At 53.5% G+C, this 21,050-nt stretch carries 22 protein-coding genes, 1 pseudogene and 1 riboswitch; of the genes and pseudogenes, 3 read left to right on the top strand and 20 right to left on the bottom strand.

Annotation, left to right across the window (positions count from 1 at the left end; translation table 11 throughout):
• From thiS to CIP100161_RS11955, 16 genes and pseudogenes are all read right to left on the bottom strand, one after another.
• Entirely contained in the window at positions 1–201 is a 201-nt protein-coding gene (gene thiS, locus CIP100161_RS00235) for a sulfur carrier protein ThiS (protein ID WP_155871126.1), read from the bottom strand.
• Complete coding sequence (gene thiO, locus CIP100161_RS00230) at positions 185–1,273, bottom strand: glycine oxidase ThiO (RefSeq protein WP_155871125.1); 1,089 nt, start codon at positions 1,271–1,273, stop codon at positions 185–187. Before thiO ends, thiS begins: the two co-directional genes overlap by 17 nt.
• On the bottom strand, positions 1,270–1,938 hold the full coding sequence (locus CIP100161_RS00225; RefSeq protein ID WP_155871124.1) for a thiamine phosphate synthase: 669 nt from the start codon (positions 1,936–1,938) through the stop codon (positions 1,270–1,272). The genes thiO and CIP100161_RS00225 overlap by 4 nt, the downstream gene beginning before the upstream one ends.
• Entirely contained in the window at positions 1,922–3,721 is a 1,800-nt protein-coding gene (thiC, locus tag CIP100161_RS00220; RefSeq protein ID WP_155871123.1) for a phosphomethylpyrimidine synthase ThiC, read from the bottom strand. The genes CIP100161_RS00225 and thiC overlap by 17 nt, the downstream gene beginning before the upstream one ends.
• Positions 3,722–3,832, bottom strand: a riboswitch (TPP riboswitch).
• Positions 3,833–4,797: 965 nt separating this feature from the next.
• The gene (locus CIP100161_RS00210; RefSeq protein WP_155874480.1) at positions 4,798–5,415 is read right to left on the bottom strand and encodes a rhomboid family intramembrane serine protease; all 618 of its coding nucleotides are present in this window, start codon (positions 5,413–5,415) and stop codon (positions 4,798–4,800) included.
• A gap of 284 nt (positions 5,416–5,699) precedes the next feature.
• Positions 5,700–5,852 (bottom strand): DDE-type integrase/transposase/recombinase, encoded by a 153-nt coding sequence (locus CIP100161_RS00205; RefSeq protein WP_166443127.1) that lies wholly within the window; start codon positions 5,850–5,852, stop codon positions 5,700–5,702.
• Positions 5,853–5,865: 13 nt separating this feature from the next.
• Entirely contained in the window at positions 5,866–6,255 is a 390-nt protein-coding gene (locus CIP100161_RS00200) for an IS3 family transposase (RefSeq protein WP_155871121.1), read from the bottom strand.
• A gap of 11 nt (positions 6,256–6,266) precedes the next feature.
• The gene (locus tag CIP100161_RS12315) at positions 6,267–6,392 is read right to left on the bottom strand and encodes a hypothetical protein (protein ID WP_269472958.1); all 126 of its coding nucleotides are present in this window, start codon (positions 6,390–6,392) and stop codon (positions 6,267–6,269) included.
• A 25-nt stretch (positions 6,393–6,417) separates the two neighbouring features.
• The gene (locus CIP100161_RS00195) at positions 6,418–6,639 is read right to left on the bottom strand and encodes a hypothetical protein (RefSeq protein ID WP_232053013.1); all 222 of its coding nucleotides are present in this window, start codon (positions 6,637–6,639) and stop codon (positions 6,418–6,420) included.
• Positions 6,640–6,683: 44 nt separating this feature from the next.
• On the bottom strand, positions 6,684–7,589 hold the full coding sequence (locus CIP100161_RS00190; protein ID WP_155871120.1) for a hypothetical protein: 906 nt from the start codon (positions 7,587–7,589) through the stop codon (positions 6,684–6,686).
• On the bottom strand, positions 7,590–8,423 hold the full coding sequence (locus tag CIP100161_RS00185) for a hypothetical protein (RefSeq protein ID WP_155871119.1): 834 nt from the start codon (positions 8,421–8,423) through the stop codon (positions 7,590–7,592). It abuts the gene before it with no gap.
• 4 nt (positions 8,424–8,427) lie between these two features.
• Positions 8,428–12,465, bottom strand: coding sequence for a hypothetical protein (locus tag CIP100161_RS00180; protein ID WP_155871118.1), 4,038 nt, complete (start codon positions 12,463–12,465; stop codon positions 8,428–8,430).
• 47 nt (positions 12,466–12,512) lie between these two features.
• A complete protein-coding gene (locus tag CIP100161_RS11970; RefSeq protein WP_232053012.1) occupies positions 12,513–13,091 on the bottom strand; it encodes an AbfB domain-containing protein in 579 nt (192 codons plus the stop codon).
• A gap of 463 nt (positions 13,092–13,554) precedes the next feature.
• Entirely contained in the window at positions 13,555–13,773 is a 219-nt protein-coding gene (locus tag CIP100161_RS00170) for a hypothetical protein (protein ID WP_155871117.1), read from the bottom strand.
• Positions 13,774–13,804: 31 nt separating this feature from the next.
• Positions 13,805–14,059: a hypothetical protein gene (locus tag CIP100161_RS00165; RefSeq protein ID WP_155871116.1), complete on the bottom strand. Its 255-nt coding sequence runs from the start codon at positions 14,057–14,059 to the stop codon at positions 13,805–13,807.
• Positions 14,060–14,600: 541 nt separating this feature from the next.
• Positions 14,601–14,879 (bottom strand): annotated as a pseudogene (locus CIP100161_RS11955) (LGFP repeat-containing protein); the annotation flags it as partial.
• Between the two features lie 521 nt (positions 14,880–15,400).
• On the opposite strand from CIP100161_RS11955, the gene CIP100161_RS12470 reads away from it, so the two are divergent.
• Both CIP100161_RS12470 and CIP100161_RS00150 read left to right on the top strand, forming a co-directional pair.
• Positions 15,401–15,901 carry an IS3 family transposase gene (locus CIP100161_RS12470; RefSeq protein WP_155871115.1) on the top strand — a complete coding sequence of 167 codons (501 nt, stop codon included), beginning with the start codon at positions 15,401–15,403 and terminating at the stop codon, positions 15,899–15,901.
• 642 nt (positions 15,902–16,543) lie between these two features.
• A complete protein-coding gene (locus tag CIP100161_RS00150; protein ID WP_269472951.1) occupies positions 16,544–16,813 on the top strand; it encodes an integrase core domain-containing protein in 270 nt (89 codons plus the stop codon).
• Between the two features lie 51 nt (positions 16,814–16,864).
• Here the strand turns inward: CIP100161_RS00150 and CIP100161_RS00145 are convergent, their stop codons facing one another.
• On the bottom strand, positions 16,865–17,401 hold the full coding sequence (locus CIP100161_RS00145) for a peptidylprolyl isomerase (RefSeq protein WP_003853344.1): 537 nt from the start codon (positions 17,399–17,401) through the stop codon (positions 16,865–16,867).
• A 68-nt stretch (positions 17,402–17,469) separates the two neighbouring features.
• Here CIP100161_RS00145 and CIP100161_RS00140 point away from each other — a divergent pair, with 68 nt between their 5' ends.
• Complete coding sequence (locus tag CIP100161_RS00140; protein ID WP_155871114.1) at positions 17,470–18,078, top strand: hypothetical protein; 609 nt, start codon at positions 17,470–17,472, stop codon at positions 18,076–18,078.
• A 47-nt stretch (positions 18,079–18,125) separates the two neighbouring features.
• Here CIP100161_RS00140 and CIP100161_RS00135 read toward each other — a convergent pair whose 3' ends face one another.
• Genes CIP100161_RS00135 through CIP100161_RS00125 form a run of 3 tightly spaced genes read right to left on the bottom strand, consistent with a single transcriptional unit; the run spans position 18,126 to position 20,914 of the window.
• Complete coding sequence (locus tag CIP100161_RS00135; protein WP_155871113.1) at positions 18,126–18,887, bottom strand: ATP-binding cassette domain-containing protein; 762 nt, start codon at positions 18,885–18,887, stop codon at positions 18,126–18,128.
• Positions 18,888–19,919, bottom strand: a complete 1,032-nt coding sequence (locus CIP100161_RS00130) for an ABC transporter permease (protein ID WP_003853341.1) — start codon at positions 19,917–19,919, stop codon at positions 18,888–18,890.
• A complete protein-coding gene (locus CIP100161_RS00125; RefSeq protein ID WP_155871112.1) occupies positions 19,916–20,914 on the bottom strand; it encodes a substrate-binding domain-containing protein in 999 nt (332 codons plus the stop codon). The genes CIP100161_RS00130 and CIP100161_RS00125 overlap by 4 nt, the downstream gene beginning before the upstream one ends.
• Positions 20,915–21,050: the final 136 nt, after the last annotated feature.

Raw genomic sequence — 21,050 nt, 5'->3', positions numbered from 1 at the left:
TTATCCTCCCTGCACTGCGGTGAGAATGTCGAGGCGGTCGCCTGCGGTGACTGTGGTGGTATCCCATTGTGAGCGGGGTATCACGCGTTGGTTGATGGCTGCGGCGATCCCTGAGCGGATTCCGTTGCAGTGGTTGCTAATAATGGTAGTGAGCTGGGGTGATTCTATAATGGTGGGAGTGTCGTTAATGTAGATGTTCATGGGTTGCTTCCCTTTCGTTGCGGTGTCGATCTGGTGCGCATGCTGTGAGGTCGATGCCGGGGTCGGTACCGTCGATAAGGCATGCGGTGACGTGGGCGCCGAGTGCTGAGAGCAAGATACCGTGGCGGAAGTATCCGGTGGAGATAATGAGTCGGTCTGATGCCCACCCGAGGTATGGGAGGTCGTCGGGCGTGCCGGGGCGTATCCCTACGTTGGCTTCTAGAAGGGAGCTATCGACGATGCTCGGGACTACGCGTACGGCATCGCGGAGTAGGTCGTATATCCCTTCTACACTGGGCAAATCACGCTCGTCTTCGCGGCTGGTGGCACCTATGGCGATTTCGCCGTCTGCGCGCGGGATGATGTAGATGGGGCGGTCGTTGACCCAACCACGTACAACCATGTTGACTGCCCTTGGTTCTGTTTGTACTCGTAGGATGTCGCCGCGCACGGGCCGTAGAGCTAGCGGTATGGGGCTTAGGTGTTGTGCGCCGAGGCCTGCTGCGAGGACAACAATATCGAATTGTTGGTATAGGGGTTCAAGGTCAGTGATTTTTTCTTTTACTACCTCTACCCCACAATCGTGGAGGGCGTCGAGTAGTGCGGTGAGGAATACACGTGGTGCAACTTGGGTGTCATTGGGGATATGTACGGCCGCCGATAGCCGAGGCCCTAATGCCGGTTCGAGGTCACGGGCCTGTCGGGTAGTGATGGGGCGAACGTCCATTCCGGCTGCCTCTTGGGTTGTGTGCAATTGTTTAAGATGTTCTGCATCCGCACGATCGGCTGCCACAACGAGGGTACCTTCTGTGCGATAACCCATAGGCAGGTTGGTATGCTGCGCTCCCCGACGCACCATGTCCGGCCACAGCTCCCCGGCGCGCCGCATTAGGGGAAACAGCGGGTCTTGTTGGAACTGTACTTCGGCGGCGGGGGCGAGCATTCCGCCGGCAAAGTGTGAGGCCCCGCTTGCTGGGTTGGGGTCAAATACGTGAACGGTATGCCCGCGGACACTGAGCTCAAAGGCGGTACTTAGCCCTACGATCCCACCACCTACAACAGCTATTTTCATTGTGCAAAACCTTTCAATACGAGGTTTACATCGGCAGCTACATCCTGCGAGTTCATTAATGCGCGCACGATTGCCACACCAGCGACCCCCGTTGCGGCAAGATCGGCCGCATCTTCGGGGCGAACATCCCCAATGGCAACAACTGGCACCAATGATTCAGCAACCAGTGACGGATACCCCGCAAGACCTACAGGTGCCCGCCCAGAATCTTTTGTCGGGGTGGGCCGAAATGGGCCGGCACCAATGTAGTCGATCACCTCGGCAACGTGGCGCGATGCACGAACTAACTCCAGTGTGCCCGTGGTTAACCCAATAATGGCGTTATCACCCAACAAGGCGCGAACATGGCGCACCGGAAGATCGTCTTGGCCAACATGCACCCCGTGGATGTGCTCGCCGTCGTTCATTAACGCAAGGGCAACATCCACGCGGTCGTCGATAAGCACGCGGGTGCGAGGATTAACCTCCACCACCGCGCGGGCTACCTCACGGCCAAGAATGTACAGGTCACGGGCAGCAATGGGTTTGCTGCGCACTTGGATGAGCCCAGCGCCGGCGCGTGCCGCCTGGTGCGCTACGTCGACAATGTGATCCACAGAGCCCGTGCCGGTGACAAAGTAGCACCGCGGATCAAAGTCTCGACCCCACCTAGGCGTGGGCAGCATTATCACGCACCTCGCTATAAAGCTGCGATCCTTGGGCCACAAACTCCTCAGACTTTGCCGCCATGCCAGCCTCTACGTCGCCGCCAACCTGCGGAATGCCTAAGTCAGCGATCTTGTCAGCGAACATGTCACGAATATCTTGGCTAATGCGCATGGAGCAGAACTTCGGACCACACATGGAACAGAAGTGCGCAGTCTTTGCCGGCTCCGCCGGAAGCGTTTCGTCATGGTAAGCAATCGCGGTATCTGGATCGAGCGACAACGCGAACTGATCATGCCAACGGAACTCAAAACGTGCTTTACTCATCGCGTCATCCCACGCACGAGCACCAGGGTGCCCCTTAGCCACATCGGCCGCGTGAGCTGCGAGTTTATAAGTAATCACACCGGTTTTCACATCATCACGATTAGGCAGACCCAAGTGTTCCTTGGGGGTCACATAACACAGCATCGCCGTACCACCCATAGCGATATGAGCAGCTCCGATTGCCGAGGTGATGTGGTCATAGCCTGGCGCAATATCAGTCACCAATGGGCCAAGAGTGTAGAAAGGCGCATCGTGAGCCCACTTTTGCTCCAGCTCATTGTTTTCTTGCACCATATTCAGCGGAACGTGACCTGGACCCTCGATCATGACCTGTACATCGTATTCCCACGCACGGCGAGCCAGCTCACCAATGGTTTTCAGCTCCGCGAACTGGGCGGCATCATTCGCATCAGCAACAGAACCAGGGCGCAGACCATCACCCAGCGAGAAAGCGACGTCGTACTGCGCGAAAATCTCGCACAGCTCATCAAAGTGTTCGTAAAGGAAGGACTCCTTGTGGTGCGCAAGGCACCAACCAGCCATGATGGATCCACCACGGGACACAATTCCGGTTACGCGTTTGGTGGTCAGCGGAATGTAGGCAAGCAACACACCGGCGTGAATGGTCATGTAGTCCACGCCTTGTTCACACTGCTCAATGACGGTATCGCGAAAAATCTCCCAGGTGAGATCCTCAGCCACACCATTGACCTTTTCTAACGCTTGGTAGATCGGTACCGTACCGATAGGCACTGGGGAGTTACGGATAATCCATTCGCGGGTGGTGTGGATATCGTCGCCAGTAGACAAATCCATCACGGTATCTGCACCCCAGCGGGTAGCCCACCGCAGCTTGGATACTTCTTCCTCGATGCTCGAGGTCACCGCGGAGTTACCGATATTGGCGTTGATCTTGGTCAGAAACTTTCGACCAATAATCATGGGCTCCGATTCCGGGTGGTTAATGTTGTTCGGAATAATCGCACGACCACGGGCGATCTCACTGCGCACAAACTCTGGGTCCATGTGCTCGCGCAGCGCCACGAATTCCATTTCCTTCGTAATAATGCCCTGGCGCGCATAGTGCATCTGAGTCACGCGCTTACCCTGCTTGGCGCGTCGTGGCGTGGGCTTCACACCTTTCCACTCCAGTGACGCTGCGCCACGACGCAGCGCGGAACGACCATCATCAGCCAAATTCCGCTCACGGCCAGCATATTCTTCCGTATCCTCACGATTGTCAATCCACTGTGCACGCAGCGGCTTCAATCCCACCGTGGGATCGCACTCAGGGCCGCGGGTGCGATAGATCCGAACTGGATCATTGGGGCCGGTAGGAGAATCGTCAAGCTGAATCTCTGTTTCTGGAACCTCAAGGTCGCCGGAAACGATCGGCGAATAGGAGTGCTTCGGATGGATCTCGGAGTTTTCCCAAGCAGATGGATTGGTAACTGAATTAGCTGAGGCTGCCGACACTAGGCTCGCGCTCCTCTCTTCCTTCGCTGGTGTTAACCAGACAGGTTCAAACGGTGCTTGCACAGCATCAGCGCAATCTCAGCCCGTGCTCGGGCGCCCGCGGGGGGACACTCACTAACCTAGAACACGCACCCAACATTGTGCCGCCACACCCCACTCCGATGGGGGTAGCAATATCACCAAAGCGTGAGACGACCTGCAGTTTTAGCAAAGCGTCTAGGGGTGCGTCCCAGACCGGTCATGCCCCTCAATCACTCGGTTTCTAGAAACTTCCACAACACCCACCAGAACCTTAATTTTTCTCAGCTAATAGCGTAACGTGCGAGTTCTTATCGCCCCACAGCCACTTCTTGCTCAAAAGTAGCTATTTATCTGCACAAACAGTCACTCCACAGCTGAACAAGTCCATGACGTTGACCTGTGCCCTTATACCTAGAGTGCACGGCACAGCGCTCCTTTTTTAGGCCAGAACCACCAGATGTGAAGTTTACTCACAAGTTATCCACCACTTGTGAACATCTATCACCAAAAGTTATCCACAGGCTGTGGAAGAAATTGTGGAATTACACGGATGGAAGTTATCCCCAGACTTTATCCACACCCTGTGGATAAAGTTGTGCACTTCTTCCCCACCTGCGGATTTGTTCGAAATCTTGTGGAAAATAGCAGGTCGCACACTTCGAACACACAGCTATTCGATCACTACCCTGTGAACAACACACATGTAATTATCCACATTGTGGATAACTGCTGTGGAATCTTTTTCACACGATCAGCGCTGTGTTCACACTCCAGAAGTTGTGAAATTTTGGTGGATAATTACAAAAATCTGGGGATAACTCAGAACAGCTGTGCACTATTCTCCGCCCAAAATTGAGGTGCCAGACCACCCCAGTAGCCTCATGTCGCCTCTTGTGACAGCCGATAACCACATTGCTCCCCACCAGCAGTCAACCCAAGAAACTGCAGCTAACTGCTGGGTTTCATGTTATTTGTGTGGTTTGTGTGATAAGGATTTTCTCAAAAAAAGAGGCGCCTCATGCAAACACGAGACGCCCCTAGATAAACTCCTTATCTCACCCCCGCTTACCACCTCGAGTAGTCTGCGCAATCACCAAAACAATCCCCAGAACACAACCCGTCAGCAAGCCACCCAGATGTCCCCACAGGGAAACACCATCCATAAGCAAGGAATAGCCCACATTCACTGCGATAAGAATCAACGGTGCTGTGATATCTTTACGCAACCGGTACGACATCGCCACAAAAATCGCCATAAGCCCATACACAGCACCAGAAGCACCCACCGTAGGCGCAAGCGGATCCATCAGCAGAACAGTTGCAGAGGCCCCGATCCCGCTCACAATATAAGCCAAAGTAAAACGACCACTACCTAAATAATGCTCAATCTCGCGACCAAAGAAGAACAACATAAACATGTTCAACGCCAGATGTGTGGGCCCGCTGTGGAGAAACACCGTCCCCACCATGCGCAGCCACCCTAGGCCATGAGAATACGGACCATAAAGAGTCCAGTGATCTGCAATCCACGAATCACTAAGGTTGTTTTCAATCGAGCGGGACTCCACAACAGTAAGCAGATAAATAAGTATCGTCAGCGCGCAAAGAACCACGGTCACAGGTGCTTGACCATATGTGCGTTTGAGTGCGTTCATCACTTCAGTATGCACCACCCCCACCTCGTTAAAGAATGCGATCACATAGCATAAACATGGTGAAGGGTTGATGGTGCACACTGACCAAGGGATCTGAAATGCCCCAGGTTTTGCTCCTAGGCATTTGCCTTGATTTCTATTATTTCTCGACTTGGGTGATGTTCCCAAAACTCGGCTTCTACTTCAGCCGGTGTGCGGTAGCCCAGGCTCTGGTGGAGCCTTGATTCGTTCCACCAATTCACCCCTCGAACGTTGCAACCTCGATATCAACCACGTCGGCCCACGAGCGCTTATGGATCAGCTCATTCTTGTGAGGGGCCGTTGACGTTCTCAGCCAAAGCATTGTCATAGGAATCACCAACAGTCCCGATAGACGCGCTAATTCCGTGTTCTTCCAGGCGCTCGTTGTAGACAATGCTCACATACTGCGAACCGTGATCTGAATGGTGAATCAAACCCGTTGTTTCCTTAGCACACAATCATCTGGTTGACCAAGTCAGGGCGAAGGTCCAGGCCCTTAGATTGACGAGTTGTGACAGGTGCCCCACCTTTGCCCTTGCCAGACAGTCCAGCACTGCGCATCAGCCAGGCTGTGCGCTCACGCCCAATGTCAATGCCCTGACGTTGCAGCACGCGCCACATCTTCCGCACCCCATAGACGCCATAATTTTCAGCATGAACGTCGCGAATATGCTCTACAAGGGCAGCGTCGCGAAGAGCGCGGGCACTTAAGCCCCGGGCCTTGGATTGGCGGTAACCACGCAAGCTAAGAAAACCACCTGCGCGATGCGTGTTTAACGTCTGGCAGATGAACAAGGCAGAGAAACGATTCCAATACTCATCGATGAATCGGATCATTTCTTAACGTTTTAGGCCTGGTTCGGATGCGAAAAAGCTGAGGTGGCTTTCAACAACTCATTGGTATCCCGCAGCTTTTGATTTTCTCGACGCAACCGTGCGTTTTCTGCCACAAGGTCCTCGGGCATTGATTCCACAACACGTCCTTCGCGACGAGCGGGCTTACGTCCATTGCCTCGCCGTGTGCCACGAAACACCCAGCTTTGGTGCCACGATCTTGCAGGCTGCCTGCATGGAAATGTTCTCCGCCAGGATGCGGTCTTCCACGAGGCGGACCACACGGTCTTTGGCTTCCTGGTCAAATTTTCCTTGGCATGTTCGAAGATTTTCCCATCTATTCAAACGGAACAAAACCTCGGGCACTTCATCAGGCCTGCCCCTCATGACGGCTTAGCATCAATCACGGCAGTGCCCAAAGGAGCCGGTAACTAAATAGTTGGTGGTTGTGATGACCACGCCCTGATCACATCGGAGGTAAGACCGCAATACTCCTGATACTTGGCAAACGGGATGCGATCCTCAATGGGATAGTATTGATGCTTTTTGCCCCATAGTTCGATTAGGTAGCCGGACGTGCCGTAGAACGCATCATCAAAGACATCAATACCGAGTTGCTGACAAATATGGTCCACATCGTCAAAGTTGAAGATCTCCCACATACGATCGATCTCTTGACTTGACATGTCTGTTTTGAGTTTGAAGTCGACATCAATCTCAGGAGCGTCAGTGACACCGAACGAACTCAGCGGAGCCATAGTCCACGACCGGACCTCAAAAGAATCAATGCCACCATTCATCACCCGGCTTAGCTCGTGACCGTATTCCAGTGCTTCTTCGAAATCACCTGTACTACGGATTATTACTCCACATGTGCCACAACGGCTTTGAAACTTTCCACTTGTTTGTTTAGCAGTACGGCGTGGCTCTGCAGTGACGGTAACAGAGTATGGGGCGTGTTCTGGCAGCTCTAGTTGACGAGCTGCCCAGATCCCCAAAGTTTGAATGGGAATGTCAGTCTTGGTGAAACCACCTAATCGATGAATGCTGTGTGGTGAAAAAATCGCTGTCCATCGCGACTTGGTGGGAACGAGTACATATCGGCAAATCGAGTTCTGAGGCTTCAACAGGTTCGGTAGGTCCTCGCGCTTGGCGGAAACCTGTGAGATTTCGGCCTTTGTTCCACCGAGATCACGAAGCGATTCATCAAATGGTTTACCCTCGTCATCTTCTGCCCACTGGATAAAACACTCAACGGTGTCTTCCAAGGAGAAGGGAACGAACGTCACACCGTAGGAGATCGGGGCGATCGGAGAATCGAAGTAATACTTGTCCATTTAGATATCTCCTTCTTCCTGCTGCCACCCAAGCCACGTACGGCGTCCTGCGTAATAGTCATCCATGGTGTAGCTGACCTCACGTAGGGGGCCGGTAACAATCTTGATCATCCGCCCAGTGAGAAAGCGACGGTTAAACGGATCAAGCCCAAACAATCGTGCCGCATCCTCCAGGTCGTCGGTGGTAAATCGTTTACGCAACGGCCCTTTCTTGGTACGAAGTCGCTCCAAGCCTGGGAAGGTCCAGCGCGAGTCATCTGGCCACGCATCCCAGGCTTGGAATCGGTATTCTCCTTGGGAGATACCAACACAGAAGTCGAATTGGGTGGCAGGCTTTGGCCGAACAGTCGGAGACATGGGATGTTTGTTGGGCATGTTCACGGAAATCATGCGCTTACCCACGCCATAGGCACCTTCCCCGAGGTGTCGCTTATCAGGTTCCCTCTCGATTTGTACCATTACGAACTCAGGTGACGACGGCACGATCGTGCCAGATGCGGCGGCACTATAAAAATTACCCTCTGGGGCATACCACCCAGAACCATCAATCATCAGGCACCAATTGGGATCTACGGTTTCCAAGACAGCAAACCAACTATGCAACGCATCGACAGCCCCGTGTTTGTGTAACGCAACCATGATGTCATTGACATCACTGGTGATGTCAATGTGTCGCGCATTCCACACCGTCGTTGCCGTGTATGCGTCACTGTGCGTCCGCATCAAGACATTCGCCACTTCAACAGCGTGTTCTAGTGGAAGCCGAAGAAACAGCTGCTTATACGAATATCCGGCCATGATGTGGTCAATGTCGCGTTCCAGATAAATACCCATCTGATTAACTCCTCCGCTCTAGAGCTTTGGCTGCGGCAAGGTTTGCTTCAATAACCTTCCGGATATCCCCAGTAAACACCCTAGGCCCGCCAGCGGTGAGCAACAACACCTGAGCATCTGGATTTGCGTCGAATGCTGCCTGAGCATGCCCCACGCCCCTGTTGGAAGAGGGGAGATCGTACTCGATTTTGGTAGTCTTGGCGTTATTCTCCGCTTCAGCCCATAGATTGATATCAGGGCGTCCTCGACTGGTCGCTACCTCCTGCAGTATGGTTCCTCCTTTACCGTCATCAACCAAGGTTGCGAATGTGTCCCGCTGATTCAACCGCACAGCATTTCCGTGCGCGTTCTTAGAGATCATGGCTTCGGCTTGAGCAAGCTGATTTTGCATGTCATCTCGGCTGACCTTTCGAGAGTCGAAAGGTAACCGGTCTGGGGCTCTGTCCTCCTTCAGTCCTTTTACTGCAGAGTCATTGAGCCTGTGAGGTCCGTCCACTGTGACGTCTTGGAAGCGTATTTTGCTTTTCAGTGAATCGATCACAGGGTGCAACGAACTTTCTGGTGGTAGCGGGTATCCTTCTACCAAATCAACGCGTAGAATGTCCTTTGCGTTTATGTCTATCAGTGGTCTTTGTTTGTCCCATCTCATAAAGACGTTCATTTCATCCGCCGTGAGCGTATTGAGATCAAGCGTCACAGCCTTAAACACCCGAGGATATCCCTCACATCTCGACGCGGCAGGACGAAAGACAGGACCACGATCTCGACCAGTTTCATATCGGGCGAATCGGTACGTCGGGGAACGATCAGTTCTTGCTAGGGCGCAGGATACGGTAGCGGTGAGGGAATCCTCAGCTCGTTGCGCACGCGCTGCGGCCTTGGTTCCCATCAGGCGTTTGATATCAGGCAGCTTGCCAATGAGTTTCTTTACCGCTGGGATAGCCTTGCCCATTTTGACAAGCTTTCCTACAGGTAGGAAGTTCAACGCAGTCCATAGGCAACCGGCGACATCGCCCTTGAAACAGTTGATGGCATCGGTTACCCCGATGAGGTCAAGGATGAGATTGAGGGCTTCTTTGCCGATGATTTCTCGAATCGACTCGATGACGCTGTCTTGTGGGTTTTCGCTGATTCCGGCAGCAGCAGCTTCTTGTGCTTCGGCACGCTCCTGCAAATCCATCTGCATGGCTGCGTTGTAGGCTTCAGTAGCAGCTTGGCTAGCAAGCTCAGCATCCTGACCAGCGGCAGCCGCAGAGGCACGTGCTGATGCTGCTGAAGATGCTGCCTCGTTCGCGGATTGGTGTGCAGCTGCGGCGTAGCTTGCTGCCTGGTCCGCGTTCGCAGTGGCCTTCGCAGCATCAGCCTCAGCCTGATTGGCTGCCGTATGAGCGCGTTGTTGTTGCTCGAGTGCGAAGGCAAGGGAGCCTTCCGCAGATTTCACGTGTCCTGCAGCAAGGTTGGCGGATTCTTGGGCTTTACCTGCCCAGGACTCAGCCTCCTGCGCGTACTTGGTTGCTTGTGCCGCATCACCTTGTGCTGCGAAGTACGACTGTTGGGCATTGGATGCTGATTCGGCTGCGCGTTGGGCTGCGGCGTAGCCGCGTTGCAGGAGTGCGTTGATGTGCCCGTCGTGGGTGGCGCGTTGTGCATCTGCTGCACCCCGTCGGTACATTTCGATTTGCACGAATTCGTCTAGTCCTGCTCGATCACCAAGCACCGCAGCTTCAGCAGCAGCCTTGACTTCTGGGGTGCCGGTGGATGCTAAGTCGTAGGCGAGGCGGAGTTGATCCTCGTACCGTGCCCGATCAAAACCACCACCGTTAACGAAACTGTCGAGCGCGTCGTAGGTGTTGGCTTGTAGTGCTGCATCTGCTGCTGTTTGTACAGCTGTTTCTCCTTGGGCACGCAGTTGCCAGGTGTGTTGGATCAGGCCTGGTTTACGCAGTTCAGTGAGATCTGTGTCGAGAAATCCTTTGATTACGCTCGGGGATTGCTCCACCATAAGGTCTGCTTGGTGACGGATTTCTTCATTGGGATCGGTTTGCCACAGGTGTTGAACCTGACCAAGATCATCTTGGTAGGTGAGGTCTTGGTAGCTGCCTACGAAGGCCTTGAGATCAGCATCGCTTCCGGTTTGCAGGGCTACTTTTGCTCCGCCGGCCACTGCGGGGTCAGCAACCTGGACGGCGGAAACAGCCAATTGTTTCACTTGGGCGGTGTCGACCACGGTGGTGTCTGACTGGGCTGCGATCTCTGCAAGCTTGGCCAGATCTGCTTCCAGTGACTTTTGTTTCTTTAGCTGCTCAGCCTTGATCGCATCGCGTGCGTCTTGGACTTCGCGGGCTTGCTTTGCTTGCGCTTTGAGGAAGTCTGCTTCTTGAGCTAGCCGCTGATCAGCTGCGGTACGGGCGAACTCAGCTGTCTTAGTAGCAAGGTTCATCACCTCAATGGCCTTGGATGCTGCTGTTTGCGCGTCTTTCGCGTTGATTCCTGCTTTTTGAGCGGAGTCGGCAGCATTACCGGCATGCGATACTGCTTCTTCTGCTGCCTGTGCAGACAGACGCGCATGTTCTGCCGCTTCTCGTGCAGCAACCCGAGCTTGCTCTACCAGCGAGCTGATCTGACCAACCAGTGCGTCGACTTCTTTTGCCGATGCTCGTGCACGGGAAGCTGCTGCCCGAGCACGCGTCGCACCAGCGCGTGCTTCTGCTGCTGCAGCGTCACCGGCACCGGCGGCTGCAGCGGCTTGTTCTGCGGCGTGGGCTGCGGCATCGGCATTGCCTGCTGCTGAGGATGCAGCTCCACCAGCATCACGTGCATGTTTAGCAGCATCGTTAGCATAGTCGAAGGACTTGGCTGCATTATCGGCTGCGGCGGCGGCATTACGGGCTTGTTCAGCGGCCACGCGGGCTTGGTGAGCCACGGTTGCATCCATGCCTGCGGCGGCGGCGCGGGCAGCGGCTTCGTTAGCAGCTATGCGTGCGGTTGCTGCTGCGGACGCTGCCCTAGATAAGGCGTCGGCGGTTTGCGCTAGGGCTCGTTTTGCCTCTGCGGCGGCGACAGCGTTATCAGCTGCGGTAGCGGACTGTGTGGCTAGTTGCCCTGCTGCGGTGGCGGCATTGCCTGCGCGTATCTGCGCTCCATCAGCGGCGATGGCTTCGTTTTTGGCTCGTTCAGTAGCCTGTTTGGACAGTTCTGTGGACCGGCGTGCTTGGTCGGCGTTTTGGGCTGCAAGGGAGGCTGCTTCTTCTGCCTTGGCAGATTGGGCGGTGGCGGTATCAACCAAGTTGCTGATATCCATTTTTTCTGTGTCTTGGGCAGCATCAACAAATTGCCCATAACGCAGGTAGGAGTTAATGGCGGTTTCAGTTCCTACTTGAATTGCTTCATTAGCGCCACGAACGACAGAAGGAAACGGGGAGCGCGTGAGTTCGTAGACATCACGGCGGGCATCGTGGGCACGTGCGATGTCGGCGCCGGTGGAAGCGAAATCACTTAACGCTTCAGGCGTGCCATCTTTAAGGGCTGCGTCTGCCGCTGTTTTCAGTGAGGTGCCTTCTGGAGCTTTGGCGGCTTCCCATGCTGTGGCACGGTCATCGACAGCTTGGGCGCGTTGCCATCCGTTTTCCATGAAGTCAGCCATGACTTGTGGGTCATTGGTGTCTAGAGCTTTGGCGGCTTCTTCTTGAACTTTTTGTCCTGATATGCCAGAAATGGTGACGAGGATTTGGGCGAGGTCTTGGCGTTTTGCTTCTTCGAGTCCAGTGCGGGCGTAATCAGTAAGTTCTCTATCGCCACCACGTAGTGCTGCTTCGGCAGCGCTTTTCGACGCTGGGAAAGTGGTACCGAGCATGTCAAGAGCAAACTGCTTGGCTTGCTCGTTAGTGGCTGCTTGCTCAGCTAGTCGAATCTGGTCGGTTTGGGCAATAACTGCGGGGTCGCCAGTGGCACTGGCCAATGCAATGATAGTGATAGCAGTGAGGGCTCGAGTAAACAGTGACCTCCACGTTTTTCTGCTGCGGTGCTCGGTTGTCAGTGTCATAACTTCACTTCCAAGTATCTTTCTTCAGGCGTGGCCAGTGGTGGGCGTTAAGGGTGTGCGAGCGCGGTGTCAACGAACCAGGCTGTACCGGTGGTTGTGGTCGATGCCAAGGAGACGGCACCTGTGGCGTTGACTGCGAGTGTTTTGGTTTGGTCTGCTGCGAGGCGTAGTTGTTGGGCGGTAGCTGGGGTGGCAACAGTTGTTGGGCACCAGGTGGCTCGGTTTGGGATGGGGGTGTGGCTGACCGCGAGGGTGGTGGCTGTGGGTGCGGTGAGGTAGGTGCCGGGGTAGGCGGCGGATTCGAGAGAAATGCAGGATGAGCCGTCTAAGGCTGGGATGGCTTTGAAGGATCCGTCGAGGCGATCGGTGAAGCTGGAGTTGCGGTCCATGGTTGTGGTGGTTATGCCGTTCCAGTTCACGCGTAGGATGCGGCCGGCGGTGGGAGCTGTTGCTTGACGCAGAGAGATGTAATTGGGGGCTGTGTCGGTGGAGGGGGTGAGGGTACCGGTGGCTGGGCCTATGCTGGTGGTGACGGGTGTAATTTGAATTTCGACAACAGTGGATCCGAAGCGACCCACATCGATGGTGGCAACTTTGCTGGGTTCAACGGTTTCTTGCCAATACACGTCGCCGTCAGGGAGTTTGAAGGCAATGTGGGCAGGGACGGTAAGCGTCTATGGTCATGGCACTACATGGGGATGGGTTGAAGGCAATGTGGGCAGGGACGGTAAGGTTGTTGACCACTCCATATGATCCGGTGATTTTAGTAGCTATCCATCCCGTGGGTTTAACAAGTCCAAAACAGGCCGAGAAAGAGCTAAAAGAAGAAGAGTCGATGCGAATTTGTGCGGTTGTGCTGCCGCAAGTTTGTTGAACGAGTCCGCCATCGCCGTCAAAAATGGTGACGGTATCTGCTGCGTGAGCGGTGGGGGCGAAAGCGAGCAGGGCTGTTGTACATAGGATTGCGAGACGGCGTGTACGGTGTGTGAGAGAGGTATACAGGGTCATAGTGAGCTCCTTTATGACGTAGAGAGTGCGCGCACGTGTACAGGGTGCGCGCAGAAATAGGGTTGTGTATTGGTTAAGCTGTTATGAGGTGACGCGACCGTATGTAGTGGTTGCTTTGTCAATGGTTGTGGTCAAGGTCGTGGCCATGTGGGACCAGACTTGGGTTCCGACGTGGTCGGAGCTAAATGGTCCTGCCACTTTGGTGGTAGCTGTTTCTCCGAAGGCTTCGACGATCATGCGTAGCCATGTTTTGTTGGATCCGACGTAGGCGGTTTTGATGGCTGGGTCGGTGAAGATCATGTCTTCTTCGGCTGACGCTGGTGCGGTGACTTTATCGAAGCGGATATTGAGGATGCGACCCTGCCCCTTCGGGGTGTCCCGCCTGGGTGATGAGAGTAAACCCAGTGTCGGAGATCCGGTCGATTGTGGCTGGGCCTTTCCCACCGCCAGTGGTAGTAAAGGTGCATGTTGCGCCGACAGTGATCACATCGGGACAGCCGGTGAGTGGGAAGTATGTGCCCATGTGTTGGGCGACTTCGCGCAGTATGCCTGCTTCGTGCCATCGTGGATGGTCATTAGTGGTCAAGATGGGGTAGATCTGTCGGTAGCTGGAGTAAGCCTTGTTATCGTATTTTTGTAGTACTTGGCCGGTGTCAGGGAAAATTTGAAGCCGTCCGTGCTGGAAGTCTTGAGTGGTTGCACCGTTAAGCTGGTAGCGATCTGAGGTGGGGTATCCGAGTTTTCCTGTTTCCCAACCTTGGCTACCCCAGAGGTCAAAAATGTCTTTTTCTATCGTATGGGCACCGGTCTTAGGAGACCAGTAAATGTGTCCGTGTTCGAAGCGATTGAATCGGCCGATACCATCGGGGTAGTGATTTCATCGGTGACAGGGTATCCGAGTTTTCCTGTTTCCCAACCTTGTTTTTCCCAAGACTCACGAATTTTTCCTTGAATACTGTGCGCATCGGTTGACGGAGACCAATAGATTGATCCTGTTTGAAAGTGGTTGAATCGGCCGATACCGTCAGGGGCGTAAGTTCATCAGTAATGGGGTACCCGACGCTGGAATTTTCCCAGCCAAGGTCTGCCCATTTGTCTCGGATGCGGCCTTCGACAGCATGGGCTATGGCGTTATCGACGTTGGGATGCCAGTAGATAGATTTGTTGTTTGCAAAATGTTGAAAGCGGCCATTGTTCGCGGAGACGGATTCGTCGTTAAGTGCATCACCGAAGTGGTTCCATCCGCCAAGGCGATGGTAGGTGGCTTCGATAGCACCGCCGATCCAGTGTCCGTGAAAAGTTCCTGCAATAGCTGGCGGGGTAATCAGAGCTGCGGTGGTGAGGGTGGCGATAATTGCACGTTTATAGAATCGTATTTTGGTAGAGAACTGCAAATAGTTTTTCATAAGTGAACTTTAAATCCATTAACAGGGGTACGTTATGTGAATTGTGGTTTTAGTGTATTTTCTTTTAGTTCCCCTGGTGTTTTCTTAGGTTTTTATGGTTTGGGTGGGCACATGTGGGGGTGGTTATCCTTTGATGAAGGGGCCAACGGTAGCCGGTGCTGGGGTGATCCGGGTGGTTTCAGCGCGCCGGTGGGTTGTGGTGGCGTGTTTTGGGGTGGCTGCATCGTTGGGTGATTAGGTAGATAAGTACCCATAAGATGACTGTTTCAAGGATGTGCGGAAGGTGTGTTGAAGTGCCTCGGGTTTTGCTCCTAGGCATTTGCCTTGATTTCTATCATTTCCTATGGCGGGTTCTGCTTCCAAAAATCAGTTTCCACCTCAACAGAGGGTGTCGGAAGCAGGCGTTTGACAATAATGCACCGACTGACCCCGCATAATTAGTAATTCATTCCGATCGTGGTTGCCATTATCGGGGCAACAGTTGGATTCAAGCATCACAGGACATCGGCTTTACGCGTTCGATGTCGAAGAAGAGATGTTCACCCGACAATTCAGCGTGCGAGGGATTGTTCGGCAGAATGAAAAATGAGATGTTCTATGGGCGTAAGTGGCCCCATTGTGATGAGTTAGAGCGAGCAATTCATGAATATGTTGGCTTCTATAACGAGCATAGAATCAAGCTTGAGTTTGGTCGCGTAGGTATCGTCACAATAGTTATTGCTGGAATATTTTCATTGCTGGGTTACATGAAAATTTCTTATGCTTTCCTAGCTATGGCAACTATAGATCTTCTGGTTACAGTGCTGTACCATCCTAATAAATTTAAAGATGCAAAAGATAGTAAAAAGGCAAAAATCATTAGCTATCTAAGCATCGTCAGTGGAGTTATTTTTATCTATGCAACCGGAAATTGGATAGGACTCTTGCTGGTCTCGGGAGGAATCCACGATTTGCTGTTCGGGGAGAATTCGATCTTCAAAAAAACAAAAGACTTAAAGAGATATCCGAATCAAAAACGCTAAAGAAGAGCATATCGGAGCCATTCTCGCAGGAGAAAAGAAGTTCACCAACGGCGGTGCCATAAATGTCTCTTCCGAGCTTCTAGAGCACGGCACTGTTTTGGCTCATGCAACGCGTGTTAAAAGTGGCACAGCCTCTCGAGGCATGGAGCCTAGCTGCTTTTAAACATGCTGGGAACCGCTGCTGCAACAGGACTGTAGTTCAGTATCGCCACTCCGCCCCCTGCTTGGGGGATGGGTCTTTCATTAACTGCATGGACATCCCAATATATGAATAGAGTTGCGACCTGTGCGGGATAAAAACTACTTCTGCTCTGGACAATCATTGCGACAATTGCTTTGCTCATAAATTTGTACGCAAAAGCGCTTTGGTACAGCAATATTGCAATCGTCGTGATTATTTTGTGGGGAATTTGGGCAATAATTAAAACACCTAGAAATTAGTTGCCCTAAAAGTGAGTGGAGACAACCACAAGGCTTGTCTCCACTCACTTTTTCATCGGTTCTTGCACAGTCGTGTGCGAGGGTAAAACCATGACTTCAACCAGCGTGCTTTGGAGTGCCCTAGGCTTAGGAACAAGGGTAAGTGGTTGCGTCCGTTAGCGTGGTGTACGAGTTAGTTCCTGTGATGGGCCCCGAGGACAAATAGGGCAACCATCATGGGTACCTTTCGAATCAACTTCTACCTATCCTCGAAAGGACGACACCCTCAAGACCGAAATGTACTATGGCGAGTACTTCGCCAGTGTTGATGAGTTTTACAGGGCCGTAGATGATTACATCTTCTGGTACAACAACGCCCGGCTACAACAACGGTTCAAGGGCCTGACTCCGATGCACTACCGGAATCAGACCCTTGAAGGCCCTAACCGCCTAGAATTAAACCAGTCCAACCTCTGGGGGCTAGTTCAGTAAAAAGTGCTAGCAGGGGCGTCGTTAAGCGTTAAAGCGCTCAGCGTAAGCTTTTTATTCGGTGATTTCGACGGACTCGATAACCACTGGCTCAACTGGGCGATCCATACGATCGGTTGCAGTCTGAGCAATGTCAAGAACAACCTTCTGAGAAGCTGCATCGGTGACCTCACCAAAGATGGTGTGGTGGTTGTTCAAGTGTGGGGTTGGTACCACGGTGATAAAGAACTGGGAGCCATTGGTTCCTGGGCCGGCATTCGCCATAGCCAGCAGGAATGGGCGATCGAACTGGAGCTCAGGGTGGAACTCATCAGCAAACATGTAGCCTGGGCCGCCACGACCGGTGCCGGTTGGGTCGCCACCCTGGATCATGAAGCCGTCAATAACGCGGTGGAACACTGCGCCATCGTAGAAAGGGCCCTCGTTGGTGCCGGAAGCGTTTTCGGTCTTGTACTCAGCGGTACCGTTTGCCAAGGTGACAAAGTTTTCGACGGTCTTTGGCGCATGGTTGCCAAACAACTCGATGGAAACGTCACCACGGTTGGTGTGCAGAATCGCAGTAGCGGTCTTCAAAGTCATGCCATTCATCATAAGCATGAAACCCGCAACCTCGCTACGCTTGATAGATAAGTAACCACAACTGGGAAGGACGATAAAGGATGAACCCAACCACCATCCGTGGCGCAGTTGTACTGACAAAGGCGGCATACGACAAGTACGCGGACTACCGCGACCGTAAGGCCAGCGAGGCGTACGACGCTCTCCTGTCCGCAGCGGATACCGCCGAAGATGTCCGCGACAGCGCCGTAGAAAACGTAACCTCGCTAGCAGGCCAAGCCCGCAAGCGTCTCGACGCAGCCCTCGCGGATGCACAAAACACCGCCGAGAGCACCAAAAAAGACGTCGCTAAGACCTCAAAGAAACTCTCCAAGAAAGCCCGCAAGCAGGCCCGCAAACAAGCTCAAAAAGCTGGCCTAACCAAGAAGAAGCGCAGCGCCGGCGCCCAAGCGGTGCGCTGCTCCCTCTACACCGTAGTACTTGCAGCACTCGGCGCTGCAGTCTACTTCCTCTGGGATAAATTCTCCGGCTCCGGCGTATCCGATGAACCACCACGCGTTGAGGACTTCGGTGCCGATACCGTTAACACCGAAGAATCCCGCTTGGTGTACTCCACACAAACCCCAGAAGAGGGAATCCCCGAGCGCGACGAGGAACTCCTCAACTCCCTCGAAAAGCAGCTCAAGGACAGCGAAAAGAACGACGACTAACCCATTAGATTTGTAGCCTGCCACGCGTTTACGTGCGGCAGGCTACGTTATCGGCGCAGTTCGTGGCTCAGTGCTTCTAGCTCGCCACCGCCAGCCATGTGCTGAGTGAGCTCCTCAAGAGTCACGTTGCTGCGATCAGCATCCAGAATCTGATTACCCAGATTCAAGATCGTGAAGTGATCGCCCACAAGATACGCATGATGGGGGTTGTGCGTAATAAGAACAACACCAATACCTTTTTCACGAGCAGCCGCTACAAAGCGCAACACCATACCGGATTGCTTCACACCAAGAGCAGCCGTGGGCTCGTCAAGAATAATCACACGGGCGCCAAAATAAACCGCACGGGCAATCGCCACCACCTGGCGCTGACCACCAGACAACGACTCCACTTCCACATCCACATCAGGAAGATCAATACCCATAGCAGCCAACTGTTCCTGGGTAATACGCCGCATCTCATCTTCACGCAGCCGACCTAAAAACCCCGTCAACTCCTGGCCCAAAAAGAAATTGCGCCACACCGACATGTGTCCCACCACCGCCAGGTTCTGGTGCACCGTAGCAATGCCATGATTCAAAGCATCCCTCGGACCATTGAACACCGTCGGGGTGGCGTCGATAAGCATCTCGCCACTCGTGGGCTTATGAATACCCGACAAAATCTTAATCAGCGTAGATTTTCCGGCACCATTATCACCCAACACACACAGGACCTCGCCTGTGGAAATTGAAAGCGACACCCCGCGCAGCGCATCAAAACTGCCATAGGATTTGGTCACATCCCGCAACGCAATAATCTCAGACATTTAGCGCCTCCCCTTGGTCAAACTAGCAAACGACGTATTAGTCAACACCGCAAACAACAACATGGCACCAAGGAAGAACTTAAACCAATCCGGATTCCACCCCGCGTACACAATGCCCTGATTAGTCATACCGAAAATCAAAGCACCAATCGCCGTACCAATAATCGTTCCACGGCCACCCGTCATCGCGCAGCCACCAATAACCGCAGCAATGATGTACAAAAACTCATTACCCACGCCCTGGCCAGCCTGAATCGAATCAAAAGCGAAAAGATTGTGCATGCCCACAAACCACGCCGCAAAACCAACAAACATAAACAGAATAATTTTTACGCGATCCACCGGAACACCCGAAGCACGAGCAGCATCAGCGTCGCCCCCCACCGCAAAAATCCAGTTGCCAAACCGAGTTTTAAACAACAACCACGAACCGATCACGACGAAGAAAATCCACCACAACACCGTGGCACGAATCGACACCGATCCCACATGAATCGTGCCAGCAAACACCACGCGCGCAGAACCAAAACCCTCCATGTCAGAAATAATCGGAGTAGCAACCTGGCCCGTCACCCACTTAGTGATCGCCAAATTCAAACCCTGCAAACCCAAAAAACCTGCCAGAGTAATCAAGAAACTATCAATGCCAGTACGCGTGACCAGAAAACCATTCCACGCACCAATACCCAGCGCAAACACCAGCGAAATACCAGCACCCACCCAACTATTCAGGTGGAAATTGTAGTTCAGCATCGTGGCCGCCAACGCAGTGCTCGTCACCGCCACACCCGAAGACAAATCAAACTCCGCGCCGATCATCAGCATGCCCACCGCTACCGCAACAATGCCGATAGTGGAACTTGCGTACAACACCGTGGAAAACGATTCCAACGAGCGAAACGACGGTGCCAACACCATGAACAGCACGAAAATAGCGATAGCGCCCAGCAAACTCGCCAACTCAGGGCGACGAATCAGCGCAGAAAAACCAGTACGACGACGAAGTCGATCATCAGCAGAAACAGAACTCATCGCAGACCCGCCTTCGCAGCCTCAGAAATCGCCTCCACATTGGAGCTATCCACAAAACTTGGACCCGTGTACACCGGACGACCACCACCCATCGTCGAACCATTACGATGCGCCAACCAAATCGAATCCACAGCCAAATAACCCTGCATATACGGCTGCTGATCCACAGCCCACGCAATCGCACCCGAAGAGATGGCGTCGACAAGCTGGGCGTTGGTATCAAACGTAGCCACCTTCGCTGCACTGCCCGCGTTCTTCACAGCCTCCGCGCTGGTCATCGCAACCGGAGCTTGCAGACCCATCACCCAATCAATGCTCTTATCCTGCGACAACTTCGCCTGCACAGTCGCCTGCACACTCGTAAGATCCTTGCCATTGACGTACAACGTCTCCACGTTGCCGCCCATGCCCTGCTTCACACCAGCACAACGCGCCTCCTGCGAAGAATTGCCCTGCTCATGGATCACACACAACGCATGACGAGCACCATCCTTAGCCAAACGCTCACCAGCCAACGTGCCAGCAACCTTTTCCTCCTGGCCAAAAAACGCACTGATGTTGTACTTCTGATAGGCATCCATACCAGCGTTCAGAGCCACAATCGGGATCTTCTTATCCGCAGCCTTGCGCGCCGCCGGACCAATCGCATCCGCATTAGGCAACGTCACCGCAATGCCATCAACACGGGAATCAATTGCATTTTGTACAAGATTCGCCTGATTAGGAGCCTCAGGATCCGAAGAATACCGCAGCTCAATGTTATTTTTACGAGCCGCATCCTCCGCCCCCTTGCGCACCAAATCCCAGAAGGTATCACCCGGCGCGCCATGGGTAATCATCGCAACGGTATAGCGTGGAGTATCCACGCCCCCTGCTTGGCCGTTGGGATTGTCAGAAGCCCTCGGGGCACCGCCGGTAGCGGAACATGCAGTGACAGTGACAAGGGCTGCCACAGCAGCTGCGGCGGCTTTGAGGGTCTTCTTTATACTTTTCACTCAAGCATGGTGTCGCATCAACGGCTTGAGGTCAAACCGCTGACCTGCATCTTTACCGATTCAGTGGGGTTGAGCTGGGAAGGGTTCCTCCCTATCTGGGGGTGCAATGTAGCGGTGGCCCACCATAGCAAGGAGG

Source organism: Corynebacterium rouxii (genome assembly GCF_902702935.1).
Classification (GTDB): Bacteria; Actinomycetota; Actinomycetes; order Mycobacteriales; family Mycobacteriaceae; genus Corynebacterium; species Corynebacterium rouxii.
This window is presented reverse-complemented; position numbering and strand designations above follow the sequence as displayed.

Excerpts from the sequence above, each read along its gene's own strand:
- CIP100161_RS00190 (WP_155871120.1), bottom strand. The coding sequence starts at position 7,589 with ATGGACAAGTATTACTTCGATTCTCCGATCGCCCCGATCTCCTACGGT.
- CIP100161_RS00225 (WP_155871124.1), bottom strand. The coding sequence starts at position 1,938 with ATGCTGCCCACGCCTAGGTGGGGTCGAGACTTTGATCCGCGGTGCTAC.
- CIP100161_RS00130 (WP_003853341.1), bottom strand. The coding sequence starts at position 19,919 with ATGAGTTCTGTTTCTGCTGATGATCGACTTCGTCGTCGTACTGGTTTT.
- CIP100161_RS00195 (WP_232053013.1), bottom strand. The coding sequence starts at position 6,639 with ATGAGGGGCAGGCCTGATGAAGTGCCCGAGGTTTTGTTCCGTTTGAAT.
- CIP100161_RS12470 (WP_155871115.1), top strand. The coding sequence starts at position 15,401 with ATGTCGAAGAAGAGATGTTCACCCGACAATTCAGCGTGCGAGGGATTG.
- CIP100161_RS00140 (WP_155871114.1), top strand. The coding sequence starts at position 17,470 with ATGAACCCAACCACCATCCGTGGCGCAGTTGTACTGACAAAGGCGGCA.
- CIP100161_RS00200 (WP_155871121.1), bottom strand. The coding sequence starts at position 6,255 with ATGATCCGATTCATCGATGAGTATTGGAATCGTTTCTCTGCCTTGTTC.
- CIP100161_RS00170 (WP_155871117.1), bottom strand. The coding sequence starts at position 13,773 with ATGATCTTCACCGACCCAGCCATCAAAACCGCCTACGTCGGATCCAAC.
- CIP100161_RS00135 (WP_155871113.1), bottom strand. The coding sequence starts at position 18,887 with ATGTCTGAGATTATTGCGTTGCGGGATGTGACCAAATCCTATGGCAGT.
- CIP100161_RS00185 (WP_155871119.1), bottom strand. The coding sequence starts at position 8,423 with ATGGGTATTTATCTGGAACGCGACATTGACCACATCATGGCCGGATAT.
- CIP100161_RS00145 (WP_003853344.1), bottom strand. The coding sequence starts at position 17,401 with ATGATGAATGGCATGACTTTGAAGACCGCTACTGCGATTCTGCACACC.
- thiS (WP_155871126.1), bottom strand. The coding sequence starts at position 201 with ATGAACATCTACATTAACGACACTCCCACCATTATAGAATCACCCCAG.
- thiO (WP_155871125.1), bottom strand. The coding sequence starts at position 1,273 with ATGAAAATAGCTGTTGTAGGTGGTGGGATCGTAGGGCTAAGTACCGCC.
- CIP100161_RS00180 (WP_155871118.1), bottom strand. The coding sequence starts at position 12,465 with ATGACACTGACAACCGAGCACCGCAGCAGAAAAACGTGGAGGTCACTG.